The sequence below is a fragment of the Acidovorax sp. MR-S7 genome, assembly GCF_000400995.2.
Classification (GTDB): domain Bacteria; phylum Pseudomonadota; class Gammaproteobacteria; order Burkholderiales; family Burkholderiaceae_C; genus MR-S7.
Genome location: NZ_DF238944.1, coordinates 95,967 through 118,014 on the forward strand (window position 1 = coordinate 95,967; position 22,048 = coordinate 118,014).

General features: G+C 70.5%; 25 protein-coding genes and 2 pseudogenes. 14 read left to right on the top strand and 13 right to left on the bottom strand.

The genetic code is table 11. The features are described 5' to 3' along the window. The 3 genes from AVS7_RS15160 to tsaB all read right to left on the bottom strand — a co-directional run. Positions 1–534, bottom strand: a 534-nt coding sequence (locus AVS7_RS15160; protein ID WP_020230609.1) for a hypothetical protein, incomplete at its 3' end; no start/stop codon positions are given. After that, a complete protein-coding gene (rimI, locus tag AVS7_RS15165) occupies positions 531–1,007 on the bottom strand; it encodes a ribosomal protein S18-alanine N-acetyltransferase (protein ID WP_020230610.1) in 477 nt (158 codons plus the stop codon). The genes rimI and AVS7_RS15160, both read right to left, overlap by 4 nt. After that, positions 1,004–1,711 carry a tRNA (adenosine(37)-N6)-threonylcarbamoyltransferase complex dimerization subunit type 1 TsaB gene (gene tsaB / locus AVS7_RS15170; protein ID WP_034691708.1) on the bottom strand — a complete coding sequence of 236 codons (708 nt, stop codon included), beginning with the start codon at positions 1,709–1,711 and terminating at the stop codon, positions 1,004–1,006. The genes rimI and tsaB overlap by 4 nt, the downstream gene beginning before the upstream one ends. Before the next feature lie 35 nt (positions 1,712–1,746). Here tsaB and dacB point away from each other — a divergent pair, with 35 nt between their 5' ends. The 3 genes from dacB to AVS7_RS15185 all read left to right on the top strand — a co-directional run bounded on the left by dacB (position 1,747) and on the right by AVS7_RS15185 (position 5,088). Further along, positions 1,747–3,168, top strand: coding sequence for a D-alanyl-D-alanine carboxypeptidase/D-alanyl-D-alanine-endopeptidase (dacB, locus tag AVS7_RS15175; protein WP_020230612.1), 1,422 nt, complete (start codon positions 1,747–1,749; stop codon positions 3,166–3,168). 94 nt (positions 3,169–3,262) lie between these two features. After that, positions 3,263–4,402 carry an SGNH/GDSL hydrolase family protein gene (locus tag AVS7_RS15180; RefSeq protein ID WP_020230613.1) on the top strand — a complete coding sequence of 380 codons (1,140 nt, stop codon included), beginning with the start codon at positions 3,263–3,265 and terminating at the stop codon, positions 4,400–4,402. Between the two features lie 11 nt (positions 4,403–4,413). After that, positions 4,414–5,088: an OmpW family protein gene (locus AVS7_RS15185; protein ID WP_024001643.1), complete on the top strand. Its 675-nt coding sequence runs from the start codon at positions 4,414–4,416 to the stop codon at positions 5,086–5,088. 151 nt (positions 5,089–5,239) lie between these two features. Here AVS7_RS15185 and AVS7_RS15190 read toward each other — a convergent pair whose 3' ends face one another. From AVS7_RS15190 to purE, 4 genes are all read right to left on the bottom strand, one after another. Further along, on the bottom strand, positions 5,240–6,193 hold the full coding sequence (locus AVS7_RS15190; RefSeq protein WP_034691710.1) for an SGNH/GDSL hydrolase family protein: 954 nt from the start codon (positions 6,191–6,193) through the stop codon (positions 5,240–5,242). A 73-nt stretch (positions 6,194–6,266) separates the two neighbouring features. Then, complete coding sequence (locus tag AVS7_RS15195; RefSeq protein WP_020230616.1) at positions 6,267–7,265, bottom strand: L-threonylcarbamoyladenylate synthase; 999 nt, start codon at positions 7,263–7,265, stop codon at positions 6,267–6,269. Further along, entirely contained in the window at positions 7,265–8,431 is a 1,167-nt protein-coding gene (locus AVS7_RS15200; protein WP_020230617.1) for a 5-(carboxyamino)imidazole ribonucleotide synthase, read from the bottom strand. Before AVS7_RS15200 ends, AVS7_RS15195 begins: the two co-directional genes overlap by 1 nt. Continuing rightward, positions 8,428–8,925 carry a 5-(carboxyamino)imidazole ribonucleotide mutase gene (purE, locus tag AVS7_RS15205; protein ID WP_020230618.1) on the bottom strand — a complete coding sequence of 166 codons (498 nt, stop codon included), beginning with the start codon at positions 8,923–8,925 and terminating at the stop codon, positions 8,428–8,430. Before purE ends, AVS7_RS15200 begins: the two co-directional genes overlap by 4 nt. Before the next feature lie 85 nt (positions 8,926–9,010). Between purE and trxA the strand changes: the two genes are divergently transcribed. The 3 genes and pseudogenes from trxA (at position 9,011) to AVS7_RS25210 (ending at position 10,724) form a co-directional block, all read left to right on the top strand. Continuing rightward, positions 9,011–9,919 carry a thioredoxin gene (gene trxA / locus AVS7_RS15210; protein WP_034691731.1) on the top strand — a complete coding sequence of 303 codons (909 nt, stop codon included), beginning with the start codon at positions 9,011–9,013 and terminating at the stop codon, positions 9,917–9,919. Positions 9,920–10,020: 101 nt separating this feature from the next. Continuing rightward, positions 10,021–10,221: pseudogene (locus AVS7_RS25205) on the top strand (YbaY family lipoprotein); the annotation flags it as partial. Positions 10,222–10,421: 200 nt separating this feature from the next. After that, positions 10,422–10,724: an META domain-containing protein gene (locus tag AVS7_RS25210; RefSeq protein ID WP_234450022.1), complete on the top strand. Its 303-nt coding sequence runs from the start codon at positions 10,422–10,424 to the stop codon at positions 10,722–10,724. Positions 10,725–10,734: 10 nt separating this feature from the next. On the opposite strand, the gene AVS7_RS15220 is transcribed toward AVS7_RS25210, so the two are convergent. Continuing rightward, positions 10,735–11,655, bottom strand: a complete 921-nt coding sequence (locus AVS7_RS15220) for a phosphoribosylaminoimidazolesuccinocarboxamide synthase (protein WP_020230622.1) — start codon at positions 11,653–11,655, stop codon at positions 10,735–10,737. 335 nt (positions 11,656–11,990) lie between these two features. Between AVS7_RS15220 and hpf the strand changes: the two genes are divergently transcribed. The 3 genes from hpf (at position 11,991) to hprK (ending at position 13,879) form a co-directional block, all read left to right on the top strand. Then, a complete protein-coding gene (hpf, locus tag AVS7_RS15225) occupies positions 11,991–12,341 on the top strand; it encodes a ribosome hibernation-promoting factor, HPF/YfiA family (RefSeq protein WP_020230623.1) in 351 nt (116 codons plus the stop codon). 106 nt (positions 12,342–12,447) lie between these two features. Continuing rightward, positions 12,448–12,915 (top strand): PTS sugar transporter subunit IIA, encoded by a 468-nt coding sequence (locus AVS7_RS15230; RefSeq protein ID WP_034691713.1) that lies wholly within the window; start codon positions 12,448–12,450, stop codon positions 12,913–12,915. A gap of 10 nt (positions 12,916–12,925) precedes the next feature. Further along, positions 12,926–13,879 carry an HPr(Ser) kinase/phosphatase gene (gene hprK / locus AVS7_RS15235; RefSeq protein WP_020230625.1) on the top strand — a complete coding sequence of 318 codons (954 nt, stop codon included), beginning with the start codon at positions 12,926–12,928 and terminating at the stop codon, positions 13,877–13,879. A 6-nt stretch (positions 13,880–13,885) separates the two neighbouring features. Here the strand turns inward: hprK and fur are convergent, their stop codons facing one another. Further along, on the bottom strand, positions 13,886–14,302 hold the full coding sequence (gene fur, locus AVS7_RS15240; RefSeq protein WP_020230626.1) for a ferric iron uptake transcriptional regulator: 417 nt from the start codon (positions 14,300–14,302) through the stop codon (positions 13,886–13,888). A gap of 93 nt (positions 14,303–14,395) precedes the next feature. Here fur and AVS7_RS15245 point away from each other — a divergent pair, with 93 nt between their 5' ends. Genes AVS7_RS15245 through AVS7_RS15260 form a run of 4 tightly spaced genes read left to right on the top strand, consistent with a single transcriptional unit; the run spans position 14,396 to position 16,915 of the window. Next, entirely contained in the window at positions 14,396–14,941 is a 546-nt protein-coding gene (locus AVS7_RS15245; RefSeq protein WP_369799116.1) for an outer membrane protein assembly factor BamE, read from the top strand. A gap of 58 nt (positions 14,942–14,999) precedes the next feature. Then, positions 15,000–15,821, top strand: a complete 822-nt coding sequence (dapB, locus tag AVS7_RS15250) for a 4-hydroxy-tetrahydrodipicolinate reductase (protein WP_020230628.1) — start codon at positions 15,000–15,002, stop codon at positions 15,819–15,821. Between the two features lie 7 nt (positions 15,822–15,828). Further along, positions 15,829–16,485, top strand: a complete 657-nt coding sequence (locus AVS7_RS15255) for a MotA/TolQ/ExbB proton channel family protein (RefSeq protein WP_020230629.1) — start codon at positions 15,829–15,831, stop codon at positions 16,483–16,485. A gap of 1 nt (position 16,486) precedes the next feature. After that, on the top strand, positions 16,487–16,915 hold the full coding sequence (locus AVS7_RS15260; protein ID WP_020230630.1) for a biopolymer transporter ExbD: 429 nt from the start codon (positions 16,487–16,489) through the stop codon (positions 16,913–16,915). A gap of 101 nt (positions 16,916–17,016) precedes the next feature. Here the strand turns inward: AVS7_RS15260 and AVS7_RS15265 are convergent, their stop codons facing one another. From AVS7_RS15265 to AVS7_RS25215, 3 genes and pseudogenes are all read right to left on the bottom strand, one after another. Next, on the bottom strand, positions 17,017–17,202 hold the full coding sequence (locus AVS7_RS15265; RefSeq protein ID WP_020230631.1) for a hypothetical protein: 186 nt from the start codon (positions 17,200–17,202) through the stop codon (positions 17,017–17,019). Between the two features lie 25 nt (positions 17,203–17,227). Then, a complete protein-coding gene (locus tag AVS7_RS15270) occupies positions 17,228–19,366 on the bottom strand; it encodes a bifunctional diguanylate cyclase/phosphodiesterase (protein ID WP_020230632.1) in 2,139 nt (712 codons plus the stop codon). Positions 19,367–19,430: 64 nt separating this feature from the next. Then, positions 19,431–19,799: pseudogene (locus AVS7_RS25215) on the bottom strand (PAS domain S-box protein); the annotation flags it as partial. Between the two features lie 174 nt (positions 19,800–19,973). On the opposite strand from AVS7_RS25215, the gene AVS7_RS15280 reads away from it, so the two are divergent. Next, a complete protein-coding gene (locus AVS7_RS15280; protein WP_020230634.1) occupies positions 19,974–20,669 on the top strand; it encodes a S24 family peptidase in 696 nt (231 codons plus the stop codon). A gap of 91 nt (positions 20,670–20,760) precedes the next feature. On the opposite strand, the gene AVS7_RS15285 is transcribed toward AVS7_RS15280, so the two are convergent. Next, complete coding sequence (locus AVS7_RS15285; RefSeq protein WP_049696940.1) at positions 20,761–21,969, bottom strand: mechanosensitive ion channel family protein; 1,209 nt, start codon at positions 21,967–21,969, stop codon at positions 20,761–20,763. Between the last annotated feature and the right edge of the window lie 79 nt (positions 21,970–22,048).

The window sequence follows — 22,048 nt, forward strand, 5'->3', positions numbered from 1 at the left end:
GCCTAGCCCCAGCGCCAGCACCATCGCCGGGCGCAGCGTTTCCAGCACCTGGGGCACCGGCAGGGGCGGGGCGCCCTCGTCCGGCAGGCCCGCCGCAGCGCGTGCCACCGGCGCAACGAAGGCGCGCGGATGCCGGTGCAGGCGCATGGCGCGCAGCATGTTGTCCAGCAGCTGGCCCGCGTCGCCGGACAGGGGCTGGTGCGGCGTGGCGCTCTCCACCACGATCAGCCAGCACGGCCCCAGCTCGGGCGGCGTGGCCGCAGGGTCCGCCTGCGGGTAGAGCGCCTGGGGCGCATGCAGCAGCGGCGCGCTGGGGGGCGTGGGTGCGAGGGGCGGCGGAGCGGGTTCCGGTGCGGCCTGCGTCGGCGTGGCTCCGGCGCGCACGGGAGTGTGCGGCGCGGCGGGGGAGGCGGCCGGCTCGGGCGGCACAGGTGCTGCCGCAGGGGGCATGGCAGGTGCGGGCGCGGGGGCCCAGACCGTGATGCCCATTTCCTGCAGCATGGCGCGTTGGCGGGCGTCGAGTTCCAGGCTCATAGGGGCAGGCTCATGACTACGGCGTCTTCCCGCTGGCCGTCGGCAGCGGGGTAATAGCGTTTGCGTTCGCCCACGCGGCGGTAGCCGTGGGCCTCGTAGATGCGGCGCGCGCGCTCGTTGCCCATGCGCACCTCCAGCCACAGCCACTGCGCGCCCTGGCCGCGCGCCCACAGGGCCAGCGCGTCCAGCATCACGCGGGCCCAGCCCTGGCCCTGGAAGGCGGGCGCTACGGTGATGTTGAGCAGGTGCACCTCGTCCACGCCGCGCATGGCCACGAAGTAGCCCAGGATCTCCCCGCCGGCGGTGAGCAGCTGTGCCTGGTAGCCGGCGGCCAGCGCGTCGATGAAGTTGCCGCGCGTCCAGGGGTGGGTGTAGGCGATTTCCTCCACGGCCATGAGCGCGTCCAGGCGCGCCGGCGTGAGGGACTCGAACATGGCCTCGGCGGCCTCCAGGGTCGGGGCGATGGCGCTCATGGTTGGTGCGCAGCCTGCTTCGCCGCTTCGCGCTCGGCGGTGGTTTGTGCCACCTTGTCGCGGATGTAGCGCGGCAGCGCGGCGCTCGCGGGCACGGCGCCGCCTGCGGCCAGCAGCGCGGGTGCCAGGCGCAGCAGGGCTGCGGCCGTGGGCAGGGCATGCACGTGCGACGCTTGCGGCGCCAGGCGCGCGCCATAGGCGGCCTGCGCGTTGCCCGCCACCGTCCAGCCGGGCGGCACCTGCACCGCTTCGGGCGCGCACAGGCCGAAGTCCGGCGGGGAGCGCCACAGCCCGGCCTCGGCCTGCCATTCGAAAGGGGCGGTATAGACCTCGTCCATGCGCGCGTCGAGCGCCGTCACCACGCGGTGGCAGCCGTGCTCGGCGCGCGCCTGCTCGGCCACGGCCAGCAGCGTGTCCACCGGCAGCACGGGTACGCCCTGGCCGCTGCGCGCACCGAAGGCCAGCCCCTGGGCCACCGCACAGGCGGTGCGCAGCCCGGTGAACGAGCCGGGGCCGCGGCCGAAGACCACGGTGTCCAGGCGGTCGAACGGCAGCCCGGCCTGCGCCAGCAGCGCGCGGATGGCTGGGATCAGCGTGGCCGAGGCCTGGGCGCCGCCCGCGCCGCTTTGCCCGTACACCTGGCCGCCGTGCTGCACGGCGATGGACAGGGTGTCGGTGCTGGTGTCGAAGGCGAGCAGATTCATGAAAGGGGGCATTATCCGCCCCCTACACTCGCCCGATGCTGCATTTCCTGTTTGCGCGCCGCTGGGCCTGGGCGGCGCTCCTGGGCGTTTTTTGTCTGCCCGCCTGGGCGAATGGGCCGCTGCCGCCCGCCGCCCTGGCCGCGCTGCAGCGCGCCAAGGTGCCGCCCGAGGCGCTGTCGGTGCTGGTGGTGGAGGCCGAGGGGCGCCAGCCGCCGCGCCTGGCGTGGCGCGCCGACGTGCCGTCCAACCCCGCTTCGGTCATGAAGCTGGTCACCACCTATGCAGCGCTGGACCTGCTGGGCCCGGCCTTCACCTGGGACACGCCGGTGTACCTGGATGCTGCACCGCAGGGCGGCAGCCTGCGCGGCAACGTCTACATCCAGGGGCGGGGCGACCCCAAGCTGGTGGTGGAGCGCCTGTGGCTGCTCATGCGGCGCCTGCGCGCGCAGGGCATCGAGACGATCGCGGGCGACATCGTGCTGGACCGCAGCGCCTTCGCGGCCGCGCCGCACGATGCGGCCCTGTTCGACGGCGAGCCCTGGCGCCCCTACAACGTGGCGCCCGATGCGCTGCTCCTGAACTACAACGCCGTGGCCATGGGCTTCGTGCCCGACGTGGCCGCCGGAGTGGCGCGCGTGCACTACGAGCCGCCGCTGGCGCACGTGAAGTTGCCCGCCACGGTGCCGCTGGCGGCCGCGGGCGCCGCGTGCGGCGACTGGCGCGCGGGGCTGCGCGCGGGTTTTTCCGACTCCGTGCGCGTCGCCTTCGAAGGGGTCTACCCGGCCGCCTGCGGCGAGCGGCAGTGGTCCGTGGCGCTGGCCGACCCGCGCGGCTTCGCGGCACGGGCCGTGGAAGGCATGTGGCGCGAGCTCGGTGGCCGGCTCACCGGCCGCGTGCGCGACGGCACGGTGCCGCCGGGCCTGCAGCCGGCCTTCAGCGCCAGCTCGCCGGCGCTGGCCGAGGCGGTGCGGGACATCAACAAGTACAGCAACAACGTCATGACGCAGCAGGTGTTCCTGACGCTGGCGCTGCAGCAGGGCGGCGTGGGCAGCTTCGAGAGTGCGCGCGCCGTGCTGGCGCAATGGTGGCGCCAGCGCGTGGGCGCCGACGTGCTGGTGGCCGACAACGGCGCGGGCCTGAGCCGCGAGGCGCGCCTGACCGCCCAGGGGCTGGCGCGCATGCTGCAGCGTGCCTGGGCCTCGCCGGTGATGCCGGAGCTGCTCGCGTCGCTGCCGATCGCGGGCGTCGACGGCACGTTGCGGCGCAGCCAGGGCCGTGCGGCGGGCGCGGCCCACCTCAAGACCGGCACGCTGCGCGACGTGGCCGCCATGGCCGGCTACGTGCATGCGGCCAGCGGCCGGCGCTACGTGCTGGTGGCCATCGTCAACCACCCGAACGCGCCGGCGGCACGGCCCGCCATCGAGGCGCTGGTGGACTGGACCGCGGCCGACCGGTAGCACAGTCGGTGTTTCCCCCGAGAGGCAAGCGAAGGGATAGCCGCTACATTTCATCAAAAACGAACGTTCGTTCTATTTAAAATAGGAGTTCGCGATGAAATTGCGCTTGCACTGGGCCGCAGCCGCCGCGGCGGCCGCCCTGCTCGCCGCCTGCGGCGGTGGCGGCGCCGACACCACGCCGGCAGCGGCCATCACCTCCGTCAAGGTGGTGGGCGACAGCCTGGCCGACAGCGGCACCTTCGGCATCAAGTTCACCGTGCAGGGCTCGGCCCCCACGGGTCCCGGCTCCACGCCCATCTGGCCCGAACGCGTGGCCGGCAGCTACGGGCAGACGCTGTGCCCCCACTACGTGTCCGCGGGCAGCGGCTTCAACACCCAGGCGGGCTGCACCAACTACGCGGTGGGCGGCGGCGCCATCAACTACTTCAAGGCGCCCACCGCGCCCCAGTCCATCGTGCGCCAGCTCAAGGATGCGGGCGCCGCGGGCTATGGGGCGGGGGATCTGCTGCTGATCGACGGCGGGGGCAACGACGCCGGCGACCTGATCAGCGCCTACCTCGCCGCATCCAAGGATGGCGGCCAGTCCTACGCCGCGCTGCTGGGCACGGTGCTCGATGCCGCCACGGTGAACACCCTGCTGGCCGGCGGTGCCGCGGGCCTGGCCCAGGCGGGCGGCGTCTACATGCAGGCGCTGGCCACGCAGTTCGCCGCCACGATCCAGGTGCAGGCGCTGGACAAGGGCGCGCCGCGCGTGGCCGTGCTCAACATGCCCGGCGTGACGCTGACGCCCAAGTTCCGCATGGTGCTGGCCTCGATCGCCGCCGCCAACGGCGCGCAGGCCGCGGCGCAGCTCGAGGCGCTGTTCGACGGCTGGGTGCTGGCCTTCAACACCAAGCTGGCCGCCCAGCTTGCCGGCGACAAGCGCGTGGCCGTGGTGGATTTCTACGCATCGTTCAAGGACCAGGCCGCGCACCCCGCGCAGTATTCCTATACCAATGTGACCACGCCCGTCTGCCCTGCCACCGGCGTGGATGGCAACGGCCTGCCGATCTACAGCTTTCCGGCCTGTACGGCCGCCGCGCTGTCGGCCATGACGCCGCCGCAGGGCGCCACGGGCGGTGCCGACTGGTGGAAGAGCTATGCCTTCTCCGACTTCTTCCACCCCACACCGTACGCCCACCAATTGATGGGCCAACTGGTGTCGCGCTCGCTGTCGCAGGCGGGCTGGCTGTGAAGGAGAAGACCATGCGATATCCCTTCCTGCGCGCCGGCTGTGCGCTCGCCATCGCGGCCCTGTGCGGCGCGGCCCAGGCCCAGGTGGCAGGCACTTTCAGCGTGCGCGCCGGCTTCACACACATCTCGCCGCAGACCAAGAGCGGCAACCTGTCCGCGCCGAGCTTTCCCAACACCAAGGTGGACGTGGGCTCGGATACCACGCTCACGGGCGGCATCACCTACATGCTGACCGACCACTGGGCGCTGGACCTGCCCGTGGGCCTGCCGTTCAAGCATGCGTTCTACGGAGACGACGCCATCGCCGGCGTGGGCAAGCTGGGCCAGACCAAGGTGGTCCCCGCCACGCTGTTCGCGCAGTACCGCTTCGGCGAGGCCAACGCCGCGTTCCGTCCCTACGTCGGGCTGGGCGTGACCTACGCCAAGTTCTTCAAGAACCGCAGCACGATGGCCCTGACGGCCGTCACCGGCGGCTCGCCTGCCAACCCCACGACCGCCCGGCTCGACAACAAGTTCGGTCTCACGCCGCAGGTGGGCTTCGTGTGGAATTTCAGCGACCGCTGGTTCCTCGACATGTCCTATGCCAAGAGTTTCCTGAAGACCACGGCCCATCTGTCGAGTGGCCAGAGCATCGCCATGCGCCTGAACCCCGACGTGGTGGCGATCGGGGTGGGATACCGCTTCTAGCGTTCAAGTAGCAGAGGGAAGGAGGCTCCGGTGCACACGCAACCGGGCGCCCCAGGGGGGATGCAGATCTCCAAGGCTTGAAAGCCGGCTCCTTGCGGGGCCGGCTTCTTTTTTTTGCAAGGAGTGCAGGCGCCCGTGCGGGCGCCGGGGATCACCAGCGCACGCGCAGCCGGTCGTAGGCGTAGTTGCCGAGCTGCCGGTGGGCCGAGGGGGTGATGTAGACCTTGTCGGCGAAGACGTAGCGCTCGGTGTCCGCGCCCGACTGCAGCGTGTTCGGCGTGCACAGGGCGGAATTCACTTCGCCCGCGCCGATGCCGATGCCCGGGCCTGGATCGACCGACGTGCACACGGGCGTGTCGCCGTTGTTGAAGCCATAGCCGCCGGGCGAGCCCTCGAACAGGTTCACGTAGTAGGCCATGTCCACGAAGGCCACGGTCTTGTTCAGGGTGGAGATCTTCACCAGCAGGCCGTCGTTGAAGTTGCGGCTGGCCTGGCTGATCAGCGTCTGCTTGTCGATGGCCTTGGCCCAGGGCGTGCGCGACAGGTCGTAGGTGCCGGTCACGAGGATGTGCTTGGCGCCGGCGTCGGACAGGCGGGCCACTTGCGCAGCCATGGTCTCGCCGGCCCGGCGGGCCGTAGCCAGGTACTCTTCCTCGGTCTGGGCGCCGGAGCGCACGCGGGCCATGCCGGCGATGATGTCGCTCACGCCGCCGTTGATCATCACCAGGTCGCCATCGAGGAACTGGCGGCTGGCCAGGAAGCTGTCGATCTGCTGCGCCACCGTGGGCGTGGAGGCGTCGACCGCAGCGTCGGGCGTGTCGGTGACGCGCGCGTTGCCCTGGGCGTAGCTCAGGCCGCCGGCCGAGACAGGCTTGAGCTCCAGGCCGTAGCGCGAAGCGACCTGCAGCGTCCAGTTGTTGAGGCTGCCGTCGTTGACCGTGTAGGCCGAGCCCTTCTGGCCCACGTCGGTGAAGCCGTCGCCGAAGGCGACCAGGCGGTTGGGTGTGAAGGCCGACTCGGTGGTGCTGGAGCCGCAGGCCGCCAGCAGCGCAGCCGCTGCGCAAGCGGCGGCGAGGGCGGTACGGCGCATCCAATTTGCTGCCATGTATTTCTCCGGATTAGGTGGGCGTGAGTGTAACGATTGCAGGGGAGTGCGCTGTTGCGCGATGTACGGCGCTTCAGCCCGCCGCGGCGGCGCGCTGCAGCCGGTCGCGCACGCCTTCCCAGTCGGCGGTGTCGGGCGGGGTCTCGATCCAGATCAGCTTGACCCCCGCGTCGTCGAAGCCGCGCAGCGCGGCGAACAGCTGCTGCGCGGCGGCCGCGGCATCGCCCGGCATGCGGCGCAGGACGATGCGCGGGGACGGCGAGCGCAGCGGCGCCCGGGCGTAGACGGCCAGGTGCGCGGCGTCCGCGCCCAGCACGTCCAGGCCGGCCTGCAGCTGCCGCGCGTCCATCAGGCGCACGCGCGCCGTGGGCGCATAGTGCGCCAAAAGCGTGCCTGACGCCCGAGGGGTCAGCGCAGGAAGCTCTTCTTTCGATAGCGGTCGCAGCCCGCAGGCGCGCTGCACGTCCTCGCGCGAGATGGCGCCTGGGCGCAGCAGCACGGGCACGCCGCGCGTGCAGTCGATGATGGTGGACTCGATGCCCACGGCGCAGGCGCCGCCGTCGAGCACCAGCAGGCCGTCGCCGAACTCCTCGGCCACGTGTTGCGCGGCGGTCGGGCTGACGCGGCCGAAGCGGTTGGCGCTGGGGGCCGACACGCCGCGCACCGGCGGGTCCAGCCGCAGGCAGGCGGCCAGCACCGCCTGTGCCACGGGGTGCGAGGGGCAGCGCAGGCCCACGCTGTCCTGCCCGCCCGTGGAGGCGCGGGCCGCGTGGGGCAGGCGCGGCAGGATCAGCGTGAGCGGGCCGGGCCAGAAGGCGTCGATGAGCTGCTGCGCGAACAGGGGCACTTCCTTGGCGTAGTGCTTGATGGCGCTGCTGCCCGCCACGTGCACGATCAGCGGGTGGTCGGCGGGCCGGCCCTTGGCCGCGAAGATCTGCGCCACGGCCGCGTCGTTGTCGGCGTCGGCGGCCAGGCCGTAGACGGTTTCCGTCGGCAGGCCCAGCAACTCGCCGTGCTGCAGGGCCTGCGCGGCGGCCTGCACGGCGGCGGCCTGTGTGCCGTCGAGGATCATCAGAATGCCTCGATGTCCAGGATGTCCGCCGCCTGCAGTGCGGTCGCACGCACCTGCTCCGCCGTGCTGCCGGTCACGTTCAGGTGGCCCATCTTGCGCCCGCGCTTGGGCTGCGTCTTGCCGTACAGGTGCAGGTGGCAGCCGGGCAGGGCCAGCACGCGGTCCCAGGCGGGGCTGGCGGGCGCGTCGCCGCCGTGCGCGAACCACAGATCGCCCAGCAGGTTCAGCATGATGGCGGGGCTGTGCTGGCGCGGCGGTGTGAGCGGCAGGCCGGCCATGCAGCGCACCTGCAGCGCGAACTGCGAGACGTCGCAGGCGTCCTGGCTGTAGTGGCCGCTGTTGTGCGGGCGCGGGGCGATCTCGTTGACCACCAGCCGGCCGTCCTGCAGCACGAAGAATTCCACGCACAGCACGCCCACGTACTGCAGGCCGTCTGCTACGGATTTCGCAGCTGCCAGCGATTGACTGGCAAGCGCTGGAGGCAGATTTCCCTCATAAACCTCGGTCACGGCCAGGATGCCGCCCCGGTGCAGGTTGCGCTGCACCGGCAAGTGCACCACGGTGCCGTCGCGGCCGCGCGCCACGATGACCGAGCATTCGTGCGCCAGCGGCAGCATCTGCTCCAGCACGCAGGGCACGCGGCCGAGCTGCTCCCATGCGGCGGCCAGCTCCCCGGGCGTGTGCACGCGCGCCTGGCCCTTGCCGTCGTAGCCCAGGCGGGCGGTCTTGAGGATGCCGGGCAGCAGGGCCGCGTCCACGGCGGCGAGCTGCGCGGGTGTCTCGATCACTGCATGCGGTGCCACGGGTACGCCGCACTGCACGAAATGCGCCTTCTCGCGCGCGCGGTCCTGGGCGATGGCCACGGCGCTGCCGGCGGGCGACACCGGCAGGCTGCGCGCCAGCGTGTCGAGAGCGGCAGCGGGCACGTTCTCGAACTCGGTCGTGACGGCGGCGCAGGCCTGGGCCAGCGCGGCCAGGCCCTGCGGGTCGTCGTAGCCGGTCCGGATGTGGTGGTGGCTCACCAGCCCGGCGGGGCTGTCGGCGTCCGGATCGAGCACGGCGGTGAAGTAGCCCATGGCCTGCGCGGCATGCACGAACATGCGGCCGAGCTGGCCGCCCCCCAGCACGCCCAGCGTGGCGCCGGGCAGGGTCACGCCCTCGCTCATGCGGCCACCGGCGGCAGGGCCATGGCACGCGCGGCGGCGGTCTGCTCGGCGCGGAAGGCATCGAGCCGCTCGCGCAGCGCGGGGTTCTCGTTGGCCAGCAGCGCCACGGCGAAGAGGGCCGCGTTGGCCGCGCCGGCCGCGCCGATGGCGAAGGTGGCCACCGGCACGCCCTTGGGCATCTGCACGATGGAGTGCAGCGAGTCCACGCCCTGCAGGTGGCGGCTGGCCACGGGCACGCCCAGCACCGGCACGGTGGTCTTGGCGGCGATCATGCCGGGCAGGTGGGCGGCGCCGCCGGCACCGGCGATGATGGCCTTCAAGCCCCGGCCTGCGGCGGCCTCGGCGTAGGCGAACATGTCGTCGGGCATGCGGTGGGCCGAAACCACCTGCGCTTCGTGCGCGATACCGAATTGCTGGAGAATCTGCACTGCGTGCTGCATGGTCTCCCAGTCGCTGGAAGAGCCCATGACCACGCCGATCTGGATGGGTTGCATGAGAGGGTGGGCGCTGCCGCCTGCCGAAGTGGAACCCGCGATTTTACTTTTGGTGTGCATGCACGCCGACACAGAGCCCAAGCACATGATGGACGTCACCCTCGAAACCTTTGAAACCGAAGTCGTCGCCGCGTCGATGGAGGTGCCTGTGCTGGTGGACTTCTGGGCGCCCTGGTGCGGCCCGTGCAAGACGCTGGGGCCGGTGCTGGAGAAGCTGGAGGTGGAGTACGCCGGCCGCTTCAAGCTGGTGAAGATCGACTCCGACCAGGAGCAGCAGCTGGCCGCCATGTTCGGCATCCGCAGCATCCCCACCTGCGTGCTGATGATGAACGGCCAGCCGGTGGACGGCTTCATGGGCGCACAGCCCGAGGGCCAGTTGCGCGCCTTCCTCGACAAGCACGTGCCCAGCGCCGAGGTGCTCGAAGCCGAGACGCAGGAGGAAGAAGCCCTGGATGCGCTGGCCGAGGGCGACACCGATGCCGCCCTGGAAAAACTGCAGCACGCCGTGGCCACCGACCCCGCCAACGACGATGCGCGCTTCGACTACGTGCGGCTGCTGCTGCAGCTCGGACGCGAGGACGATGCCAAGGTGGCCTTCGCCCCCGTGATCACCAAGGCCGACACCTCGCGCCGCCTGTCGGCGCTCAAGGCCTGGATGGATGCTCTTGATTTCATAGCTGTCAGCGCTCATGGGGAAAGCGCTGGAGCCGATTTTGACGCCAAGATCGCCGCCAACAAACGCGACTTCGAGGCGCGCTTCGGCCGCGCACGCTGGCTCATGGCCCGCCAGCGCTGGCAGGAGGCGATGGACGAGCTGCTCGAAATCCTGATGCGCGACAAATCCTGGAACGACGAGGCGGCGCGCAAGGCCTACGTGGCGGTGCTGGAGATCATCGCCCCGCCGCCGGTGAAGGTGGCCGACGGCCAGATCCCGCCCGAAGACCCCGTAGTGGCCACCTACCGCCGCCGCCTGTCCAGCGTCGTGCTGAGTTGACGCGGCGCTGGCCGCGCTGCTGCTGGCCGGATGCGCCGGCGCTCCCCCCCGCGCCCGACGCGGCCATCACCGGCACCGTCCTCTCGCGCGAGCGGCTCTGCGTGCCGCCGGATGCGCTGTTCGATGCGGCGCTCATGGACGTCACGCGCGTGGGCGACCCGCCCGCCGTGCTGGGCCGCCAGCGCATCGACCCGGCGGGGCCGCTGCCCTACCAGCTGCGCATCCCCTACCACGCGGCGCGCATCCATGCGCAGGGCCGCTACGAGGTGCGCGCCGCCGTCACCCAGCGCGGGCGCCTGGTGCTCGATACGCCGGGCGTGCACCCGGTGCTGATCGACCCCGCCTTCCGGCACGTGGACGTGATCCTGGCCCGCGTGCCGCAGCAGGAGGCCGCCTGGGACGCGGCCGTGCCGCTGCGGCAGACCTACTGGAAGCTCGTGGAAGTGGTGGACGCCGCACCGGTGTCCGCGCCGGCCGCCGGTGCCAGCCCACGCACCTCGTCCTGCAGCGCGACGGCGGCCAGGCGGCGGGCTCGGGCGGCTGCAACCGTTTCACGGCCCGCTACGCACAGGAGGGCGGGCAATTGCGTTTTTATGCCCTGGTGTCGGGCCTGCAGCTGTGCCTGCAGGGCGGGGCGAGCGAGATGGCCTACCTGCAGCAGCTCGGCGCCGTGGCCTTCTACCGGCAGCAGGGGCGGGAGCTGGAGCTGCGCGGCACGGACGGCAAGCCGCTGCTGCGCTTCGTGGCCGAAGAGTGGGGCGAGCCCCGCCTGGACGAAGGCGAGCCGCCCCTGCTGCCCCAGTGACGCGGCGGCGTCAGGCCGTGAGGCGCTGCAGTGCCTCGCGGTACTTGGCGGCGGTTTTCTCGACCACCTCGCGCGGCAGGCGCGGCGCCGGGGCCGTCTTGTTCCAGGGCTTGCCGCCCACCTGGGCCTGCTCCAGCCAGTCGCGCACGAACTGTTTGTCGTAGCTGGGCGGGTTCTCGCCCTGGGCCAGCGCCTCGGCGTAGCCCTCCACGGGCCAGTAGCGCGAGCTGTCGGGCGTGAGCACCTCGTCCATCAGCACCAGCGTGCCGTCGGGCGCCAGGCCGAACTCGAACTTGGTGTCGGCGATGATCATGCCCTTCTCCAGCGCGATGGCGGCGGCGGCCTCGTAGAGCTGGATGGAGATGTCGCGGATCTTCGTGGCCAGCTCCAGGCCCACCATCTCCACCGTGCGCTCGAAACTGATGTTCTCGTCGTGCTCGCCCATCGCCGCCTTGGCTGCCGGGGTGTAGATGGTGTGCGGCAGCTTGGCGGCATTGGTCAGGCCCTCGGGCAACTGCACGCCGCACACCGAGCGGGACTCCTGGTACTCCTTCCAGCCGCTGCCCGCGAGGTAGCCGCGCACCACGGCCTCCACCGGAATGGGCTTGAGGCGCTGCACGAGCATGGAGCGTCCCTGCACCTGCGGCACTTCGGCGGGCGCGACCACGCTCTCGGGCACCTCGCCCGTCAGGTGGTTGGGCACGATGTGGCCCAGCTTGTCGAACCAGAACAGCGCCATGCGGGTGAGCAGCTCGCCCTTGCCGGGGATCGGCTCGCCCATGATCACGTCGAAGGCCGACAGGCGGTCGCTGGCCACCATGAGGATGCGGTCCTCGCCCACGGCGTAGTTGTCGCGCACCTTGCCACGCGCCAGCAGCGGCAGGGAGGTCAGGGCGGAGGTGTGCAGGGCGGAAGAGCTGGGCTGGGTCATGGCGGTCGAACGGAAGGCGCGCGGTGAACGGAGGGAAGGGGCGGCGAAAGCGCCGGGCCAGGCGGGAAATTCTAGCGGCCGCGCCTGCGGCGGGCTGGCTGGGCGGCAGGCGGGGGGTGGCGCGCCCCGCAGGGGAGGCAACCGGATGATTGTGATGCTTTTTGGCGGGTTTGACATCGGCCCGTCATAACCCGTGCGCTGCGGACGGGATCGCGTTGCTTTTCACGGGGGGCGGGCGCATAGTGAACCCATGCCTGAATGCATTCACGTTCGCTAGCCGCCCTGGACCGGTACGGGGCGGTGTTCTTCAACTGTGTAGTCACAGGAGACTTTCTATGAACTTGACGATCAGCGGCCATCATCTCGAAGTGACCCCCGCATTGCGCAGTTACGTGACCTCCAAGCTGGAGCGGATCACGCGCCATTTCGACCAGGTGGTGGATGTCAAGGTCCTACTGACCGTGGAGAAGCAAAAGGAAAAGGAAAAGCGCCAGCGCGCCGAATGCAACGTGCATGTGAAAGGAAGCGATCTCTTTGCCGAAAGCACCCATTTCGATCTGTATGCCGCCGTCGATGAACTGATCGACAAGCTCGACCGCCAGGTCGTGCGCTACAAGGACCGACTGCAGGACCACCAGGCCGGCGTGCGCCGGGCCACCATCCAGGCCGCCGGCGCGGCCGCATGAAGCAGCCTGCGGCGCTGCAACAACCGCCCTTCGGGGCGGTTTTTTGTTGCTCTTGGATACACTCTCAGGGTTTCCGCTAGGCGTGCATAATCGTCGCTCACTCACCATGAATCGACTTGCTTCCATACTGCCTCCCGCACAAGTGCTCGTGAGCGTCGATGCCACCAGCAAAAAACGTGCGTTCGAAGAGGCGGGCCTGTTGTTCGAAAGCCAGCATGGCTTGTCGCGGGCCTTGATCACCGACAGCCTGTTTGCGCGCGAGCGGCTGGGCTCCACGGGCCTGGGCCATGGCGTGGCCATTCCGCACGGACGCATCAAGGGGCTCAAGTCGCCCATGGCGGCCGTGTTCCAGCTCGCCCAGCCGATCGGGTTCGACGCGCCCGACGAACAGCCCGTGGCGCTGCTGATCTTCCTGCTGGTGCCCGAGGCGGCCACGCAGAAGCATCTGGAGATCCTTTCGGAGATCGCCGAGCTGCTGAGTGACAGCGCCCTGCGCGAGCGGCTTAAGGGCTGCGCCGACGCGCAATTGCTGCACGGCCTGATCGCGGACTGGCTGCCGGCCCAGAGCGCCTGACGCCGCCGCCGTGAAACCCACCGTCGTCAGCGCCGATGTCCTCTTCGAGGAGTTCCGCAGCCTGCTGAAGTGGGAATGGGTGGCGGGGCTGGGCGCCTCCGAGCGCCGCTTCGCCGAGGTTGCGGTGCGGGCTGCGCGCTCGGGCGCCGACCTGGTCGGCTACCTGAACTACATCCACCCCTACCGCGTGCAGATCCTGGGCGAGCGCGAGGTCGCCTACCTGACCAACGCCACGCCGGAGGATTGCAAGCGCCGCATCGCGCGTATCGTTACGCTGGAGCCGCCGGTGCTGGTGCTGGCCGACGGGCAGCGCGCGGTGCCCGAGCTGGTGTCGATGTGCGAGCGTGCGCAGATTCCCATGTTCTCCACGCGGGAGTCGGCGGCCTTCGTGATCGACGTGCTGCGCGCCTACCTGTCCAAGCACTTCGCTGACCGCACCACCATGCACGGCGTGTTCATGGACATCCTGGGACTGGGCGTGCTCATCACCGGCGAGTCGGGCTTGGGCAAGAGCGAGCTGGGGCTGGAGCTGATCACGCGCGGCAACGGCCTCGTGGCCGACGACGCGGTGGACCTCTACCGCATCAACCAGACCACCATCGAGGGCAAGTGTCCCGAACTGCTGCAGAACCTGCTGGAGGTGCGCGGCATCGGCCTGCTGGACATCCGCGCCATCTTCGGCGAGACGGCGGTGCGCCGGCGCATGCGCCTGAAGCTCATCGTGCACCTGGTGCGCAAGGAAACGCTGGAGCGCGACTACGAGCGCATGCCCTACGAGCCACTCACGCAGGACGTGCTGGGCGTGTCCGTGCTCAAGGTCGTCATCCAGGTGGTGGCAGGGCGCAACATCGCCGTGCTGGTCGAGGCGGCGGTGCGCAACACCATCCTGCAGCTGCGCGGCATCGATACCTACCAGGAATTCGTGGAGCGCCACCGGCGCGCCATGGAGCGCGGCGGCGTCTGACGGGCGCTACTTCTTCGCGCAGAGCGCGCACTGGCCGTACAGCGCCATCGCGTGGTCGTGCACCACCCAGCCCTTGGCCTGGGCCACCATCTGCTGGCGCTTCTCGATCTCGGGATCGTAGAACTCCTCGACCTTGCCGCAGGAGGTGCAGATGAAGTGGTCGTGGTGCTGGCCTTCGTTGAGCTCGTAGACCGCCTTGCCGCTCTCGAAATTGCTGCGGATCAGAATGCCCGCCTGCTCGAACTGCGTCAGCACGCGGTACACGGTCGCCAGACCGATGTCGGAGCGCTCTTCCAGCAGCACGCGAAAGACATCTTCGGCCGTCATATGGCGCTGCGAGCCCTTCTGGAAGATGTCCAGGATCTTCAGGCGGGGCAGCGTTGCCTTGAGGCCGGTGCTCTTGAGTTCGTCGATATTCGTCATGACAAGGTCTTTCGTGTGCCGAATGGCTGCGCGCAAGGCCCGGGAAATCCAGCCGCTACAATGAATCGGATCATAGCCCCTATGCAGAAACCCATGTTTGCTCCCGCCCGTTGGGGCGCCCGCCGGGGCGCCGTTGTGTTGATTGGTGCCGGGATGGCCGCTGCGCTGGCCGGCTGCGCGGGCACCGGCGAACGTGTGGCCAGCATGGTCACGCCCTACCGGGTGGACGTGGTGCAGGGCAACTTCGTCTCGCGCGAGCAGGTCGAGGCGCTCAAGCCCGGCATGGGCCGCCAGCAGGTGCGCGAAATCCTGGGCACGCCGCTCATGACCAGCCTGTTCCATGCCGACCGCTGGGAATACGTCTTCACCCTCAAGCGCCCGGATGTCGAGGTGCAGACGCGCCGGCTCACCGTGTTCTTCAAGGACAACGTGATGGACCGCGTGGAGGGCGACGAGATGCCCTCCGAATCCGAATTCGTGGCCTCGCTGGCCACCAAGCTGGCCAAGCCCAAGGTGCCGCAGCTCGAAGCCACCGAGGAGCAGCTCGCGCGCTTCCCCAAACCGCCCGCCGAGGCCGCCGCCGCGCCCGCCGCGCCGCCGGCCGCGAGCTACCCGCCCCTGGAATCCCCGCGCCGCTGAGGCGACGCCGCGTGCGGCCCTCCTTGCCGCAGGCATTGCACCGAAGACTGCCCCTCACATGACCGTTTCCTCTTCCGCCCCCCGCCGCATCGCCGTGGCAGGCGCCTCGGGCCGCATGGGCCGCATGCTTATCGAAGCCATCGCCGCCGACGACGGCTGCGTGCTCGCCGGCGCGCTCGACGTGTCCGGCAGCCCCGCCATCGGCACCGATGCCGCCGCCTTCCTCGGCCGCACCAGCGGTGTGGCCATCACCGCCGATCTGCGCGAGGGGCTGAAGAACGCCGACGTGCTCATCGACTTCACCCGCCCTGAGGGCACGCTGGCCCATGCGGCCGCGTGCGCCGAGATGGGCGTGCAACTGGTCGTCGGCACCACGGGCTTTTCCGACGCGCAGAAGGCCGACCTCGCCGCCGCCGCGCAGAAGACCGCCATCGTGCTCGCGCCCAACATGAGCGTGGGCGTGAACGTCACGCTCAAACTGCTGCAGATGGCCGCCCAGGCCCTGGACACGGGCTACGACATCGAGATCATCGAAGCCCACCACAAGCACAAGGTCGATGCGCCCTCGGGCACCGCGCTCAAGATGGGCGAGGTCATCGCCGAGGCACAGGGCACGCGCCTGGCCGACCGCGCCGTCTACGAGCGCTACGGCCACACCGGCGAGCGCAAGGAAGGCACCATCGGCTTTGCCACCGTGCGCGGCGGCGACATCGTGGGCGACCACACGGTGATGTTCATCGGCGCGGGCGAGCGCGTCGAAGTCACCCACAAGTCCAACAGCCGCGCCGGCTACGCGCAGGGCAGCCTGCGCGCCGTGCGTTTCCTGGCCGGGCAGCGCACGGGCATGTTCGACATGTTCGACGTGCTGAAACTCAAGTAGCCACCCCATGGACGGCCTGCACTGGTTGCGCCAGGGCGATGCGGTCACGCAAGGATCCGCGCTGCTGCTGCTGGCCATGTCGGTGGCGAGCTGGGTCGTCATCTTCTGGAAACTGCGCCTGATGTGGCGCGCGCGCGCGGATGTGCCGCGCGCCACGGCCGCGTTCTGGCAGGCGCCGTCGCTCGCCGCCGCGCTGGAGCGCCTGCCCGCGTTCGACCGCGCGGCGCTGGTGCTGCCGCTGGTGCAGGCTGCGGCGCGGGTCGCGCCGTCCGCCGCGGGCGCGCCGCTGGCCGGCCAGGGCAGCCTGGGCCAGCGCCTCACGCGCGAGCTGCGCGGCGCGCTGCACGGCGTGCTGGGCCACCTGCACTTCGGCCAGGTGCTGCTGGCCACCGTGGGCTCCACCGCGCCCTTCGTGGGCCTGCTGGGCACGGTGTGGGGCATCTACCATGCGCTCACGGCCATGGCCGGCGCGGGGCAGATCACCATCGAGCGCGTGGCCGGCCCCGTGGGCGAGGCGCTCATCATGACCGCCGCCGGCCTCACGGTGGCGATTCCCGCCGTGCTGGCCTACAACTGGTTCGGCCGCGCCATCGGCCGCGTCGAGGCCGACCTGGAAGGCTTCGCGCGCGACCTGCGCGAGCTGCTCACCGACACGGCGGCTTGAGATGGCTTTCGGCCGCCTGGAACGCACCCCGGGCCCGCAGCCCATGAGCGAGATCAACGTCACGCCGCTGGTGGATGTGATGCTGGTGCTGGTCGTCATCTTCATCCTCACCGCGCCGCTGCTGGCCAGCAGCATCCGCCTGGAGCTGCCGCGCGCGCAGGGCGCGCAGCCCGGCGCCGCGCCGCAGGCCGTCACGGTGGCCGTGGACAAGGAAGGCCAGGCCTTCCTGGACGACGAGCCCCTGGCGCAGGACGCGCTGGCGCAGCGCCTGCTGGACATCGCCGCGCGCCAGCCCGACACCGAGGTGCAGCTGCGCGCCGACACCGCCGTGCCCTACGGCCGGGTGGTGGAGGTCATGGGCGCGGCCCAGGCCGCAGGGCTGTCGCGCATCGGCTTCGTGGCGGAGCCCAGGGTGCTACCAAAGAAATAGCTGCTTGCGCTTGCTGGTATTGCGCTGGAGGCCTTTTTGAATTCAAGCGCTGGCTGTGTGCTCGACCCACGATCAGGGCGAGGCGGACCCAGGCGGGCCTTTCAGGCCTGCGCCAGGCGCGGCACGGCGGCGTAGGGCAGCTGCGCGGGCGCAGCCGGGGCCGCCTCCTCGTTCAGGCGGAAGATGGCGACGGCCTGCCGCAGGTGCTGGGCCTGGGCTTCGAGCGAGCCCGCCGCGGCGGCGGCCTGCTCGACCAGCGCTGCGTTCTGCTGCGTCACCTGGTCCATCGTCTCTGAGGAACTGTTGCATTGCTTATCGAGCTTCCGATGGGAGGGGATGAAAGGGGAATGGGGCTGCGAGCCACGCTTCCAGCGCCTGCGGCGGCAGCGGCCGCGTGTAGAGGTAGCCTTGGTGCAGCGGACAGCCGTGCTCGGCCAGGAAGCTGCGCTGGGCCTCCGTTTCCACGCCTTCGGCCACCACCTTCATGCCCAGGCTTGCGCCGATGTGCAGCATCGCGGAGGTGAGGGCGCGCGCCGGCGCGCTGTGGCTGATGTCCTGTACGAAGCTCTTGTCGATCTTGATCTCGCTGACGGGCAGGCGGTGCAGGGCTCCCAGGTTGGAGTAGCCCGTGCCGAAGTCGTCCAGCGACAGGCCGATGCCGTGCTCGCGCAGCGCGGCGATGGTGGCGAGCACGGCGGGTTCGGGTGCGAGCATCACGGTCTCGGTGATTTCGGCGAGCAGGTGCTCGGGCCGCAGCCCGTGCACGGCCAGCGTGTGCGAGAGCATCGCGGGCAGGCCGGGGTCGCGGAAGCTCCCGGCCTGGAAGTTCACGGCCACGCGCGGCACGGGCACGCCGCGCGCGTGCCAGTCGGCGAGCTGGCGGCAGGCCTCGTCCAGCACCCAGCGCGTGAGCGCGCCGATGAGCCCGCATTCCTCGGCCAGCTCCACCACGCGCTGCGGCGCGATGGCGCCGAGCTGCGGGTGCTGCCAGCGCAGCAATGCCTCCACGCCGTGCAGCCGGCGCCCCTCGTGCGCATGCACCTGCGGCTGGTAGTGCAGCGCCAGCCCGCCGCCGCCGTGCAGCGCTGCGCGCAGGTCGGCTTCCAGCCGCGAGCGCTCCTGTGCCTGGGCGTTCATCTCGGCGCGGTAGAAGCGCAAGCGCCGCCCGCCTTCGGTCTTGGCCTGGTACATGGCGATGTCGGCGCAGCGCAGCAGGCCCTCGGCATCGCCGCCGTCCTCCGGGTAGATGGCGATGCCCACGCTGGCGCTCGGGTGCAGCGTGGCGCCTGCCACCTCGATCGGCTCGGTGATGGCGGCCAGCAGCCGCTCGGCCGCCTGCGTGGCCTGGTGCGCGCCGCACTGGGGCAGCACGAGCACGAATTCGTCGCCGCCCATGCGCGCGGCGACGTCGCCTGCACGCGCCGTGTCCTGCAGCCGCTGGGCCACCGCGCGCAGCAGTGCATCGCCGGCCGTGTGGCCCAGCGTGTCGTTGACCTGCTTGAAGCGGTCCAGGTCGATGAACAGCAGCGCCAGCGGCGTGCCGCCGCGCCGCGCCTCGTGCAGCCTGCGCTCGGCCTGCGTGCGCAGCATGCTGCGGTTGGCCAGGCCGGTGAGCGCGTCGTAGTAGGCCAGCTGGTGGATGTGGGCGCGCTCGCGCTCGCGCTGCAGCAGCAGGGCGCACAGGTGCAGGCCCACGTCCACCAGCCGCTCGTGCAGCGCGTCGGGGCCGCGCGGCTCGCGGTAGTAGAAGGCCAGCGTGCCGAGCACCGTGCCGTCGCGCGCCTTGACGGGGTTGGACCAGCAGGCCCGCAGGCCGTGGCCGGTAAAGGCCTGCCGCACGGGGTCCCAGCGCGGGTCGGACGCGATGTCGCACGAGAGCACGGGCAGGCCCGTGGCGGCCGCCGCGCCGCAGCAGCCGACCTCGGGGCCGATGGGCACGCCGTTGGTCAGGTCCACGATCTCCGGCGGCAGGCTGGGGGCGGCGAGCACGCCCAGGCAGCCACCGGTGTCCACCTCCAGCAGCGTGGCCGTGACCTCGGGTGCGATGCGCTCGACCTCGCGGCACAGCAGCATGGCCGTGTCGCGCAGCGGCGCGCCGTGCGCCATCGCGTCCAGCACCTTGTGCTGGAGCACCTCGTGCATCTTGGTGTGCGTGATGTCGGTGAGCACGAACACGATGTGCTCGAGCCCGTGGGCGCCGAGCACCGGGTTCATCATGACCGAGGCCCACAGCGGCCGCCCGTCGTCCGCGTAGAGCAGCACCTGGGCCTGCATCTCCTGCCCCGTCCCGGCGCAGCCGCGCAGGGCGCCGATGGTGTGCAGGTCGGTGTGCGGCCCGCAGACCAGCTCCGAGGGCAGCTGCCCGAGCGCCTGCGCGCTGGTGTAGCCCAGCAGCCGCGTGAAGCCCGCGTTCACATAGGTGATGCGCCGGTCGGCGCCGGTCACGACCATCGCGCTGCTGCTGTGCGCGCTGGGCGGTCACGTCCTTGAGGAAGGCGGTGTAGAGCACGCGCGGGCCGATCACCACGCGCGAGATCGACATCGACGCCCACAGCCGCGTGCCGTCGCGGCGCTCCACCGGCACCTCGCGCGAGGTGCCCACGATGCGGTTGACGCCCGTGGCGCGGTTGGCGTTCACATAGCCGTCGTGCGCGGCACGGATGCCGCGCGGCACCAGCATGTCCACGTTGTGCCCCAGCACCTCGACGCGCGGCCAGCCCCACAGGGCCTCGGCCGCCGCGTTGAACAGCACCACGCGGTTGTGCTCGTCGATGACGACCACGGCGTCGATGGCCTGCTCCAGCGTCTGCACCAGCAACTGCTCGTGCAGCTCCCCTTCTGCGGAGGCAGAGCCTGGGTGGAGGGGCGGGAGTGAGTCGGTCATGGGTAACGTCTAGTTACGTGATTATTGATCGCATTTGCTACCAACGTTGGAAATCACTAGTCTCGATTGACAGTGATTAACATTCCGATATGGCGCAATCGTGTCATTCAATGGAATCATTTGCTACTTGTTATTGAGAGCAATTGATGAGTATCAGCATGCTACCTTGCTCCGATGGACGAGAGTCAGATTCAGGAGCTGCGCCGCACCCGTCTGGCCGATGCCGTGAGGAAGGTGAGCGGCGGCAACGTGACGGCATTCGGCAGGCTGCTGGGCTACGGCGGCGGCGCGTTCGTGCGCCAGATGCTGCTGGGCAACCGGGCCGTGTCGGACAAGACGGTCAGGCGCATCGAGGCCATGCGCGGCATGCACGCGTGGTTTTCACAGGCGGCCGCGTCGCAGAGCGCGCGCGAGGCCATGGCGGCCTTCGACTTTGAGACGGGGCCGCTGGTGTACGAGCTGTTCCCGGTCGAGCTGCGCGTGAGCCCCGGCACGGAGGGCTACACCGTCTGCCCCGACGAGACGGACGAGGACGCGCCCCTGTCCCTGCACAAGCACTGGCTGGCGCGGCGCGGCTATGCGCCCGGCCAGCTGCTGGCGCTGCGCGTCAAGAACCCCGGCATGGAACCGTCGCTGTGCGTGGGCGACATGTTCGTCATCAACACCGCCGATGTCACGCTGCGCGAGGGGCGGGTGTTCGCCGTCAACTTCTACGGCGAGCTGCTGGTGCGCCGCGCGCAGCGCGACGGCGACGGCTGGTGGCTCGTGGCGGACAACCCCGACCAGGCGCGCTTCCCGCGCAAGGCCTGCTCGGGGCCGGGCTGCGTTCCGCTGGGGCGGCTGGTCTTCAAGCAGAGCGAGAGCATCTGAATTCCTGAAAAAGGAGCTGCTTGCGCTTTGCTTTCAAGGGTTTCACGATACTTCGTATCTGAAACTCAGGGTAGACAAGCACAACCAGCTCCTATTTCTGAAGCGCCAGCCGCAGGTCCCCGCCCGTGGGGCTCTGGTACAGCCGCAGGCCGAATTCCGGCAGCACGGCGATCAGGTGGTCGAAGATGTCGCCCTGGATGGCTTCGTATTCCACCCAGGCGGTGGTGGCGGTGAAGCAGTACAGCTCCAGCGGCACGCCCTCGGCCGTGGGCTCCAGCGTGCGCACGATGAGCAGCATGTCCTGGTGGATGCGCGGGTGCGCGCGCAGGTAGGCCTGCACGTAGGCGCGGAAGGTGCCGATGTTGGTCAGCCGCCGCAGGTTGGCGGGCTGCGCCACGGCGTGCTCGCCCAGGCGCTCGCGCACGGCCTCGTTCGATGACTGCACGTCGCGCCGCTTGTCCTCCAGGTACGGGCGCAGCAGGGCGATGCGCGACAGGCGCTCGATCTCCTCGTCCGCCAGGAAGCGCACCGCGTTCGTGTCCAGCCGCAGCGCGCGGCGGATGCGCCGCCCGCCGGAGCTGAACATGCCGCGCCAGTTCTTGAAGCTCTCGCTCATCAGCCGCCAGGTGGGGATGGTGGTGATGGTCTTGTCCCAGTTCTGCACCTTCACGGTGTGCAGCGCGATGTCCACCACGAAGCCGTCGGCGCCCACCTGGGGCATCTCGATCCAGTCGCCCACGCGCAGCATGTCGTTCGAGGAGAGCTGCACGCCCGCGGTGAACGAGAGGATGGTGTCCTTGAACACCAGCATCAGCACGGCCGACATGGCGCCCAGGCCCGACAGCAGGATCAGCGGCGAGCGGTCCACCAGCGCCGCCACGACGGCGATCGCGCCCACCAGGACCAGCAGCAGCTTGCCCAGCTGCACGTAGCTCTTGATGGAGCGCGTGGACGTGGGCGCGCCTTCGGGCGCGCGCTCGTGCTCGTGCAGCACGGCGTCCAGCAGCGCCGTCAGCGCGCGCACCAGCTGCAGCACCGTGACCGCCACGGCCACGTTGCGCACCACCGCCATGGCGGCCGGGTGCAGGTGCGGCACGGCGGCGATGCCTGCCTGCACCACCAGCGAGGGCGCCACGTGCGCCAGGCGCCGCAGCACCTTGTCGTGCCAGACCACGCGCGCCCAGCGCACGCCCATGCGCTCGCGGATGCGCGGCACCGTGTGCAGCAGCACGTACTGCGCCACGGCCTGCGCGCACCCGGCCAGCACCAGCAGGGCGGCCAGGCCGATGGCGGCCTGCATCCAGGGGTCGAACGAATCCAGCAGCGTGAGGGCGGGCACGTGAAGAAATCTCCTTGCAAAGGGAAAGCGGGCCGGCCCA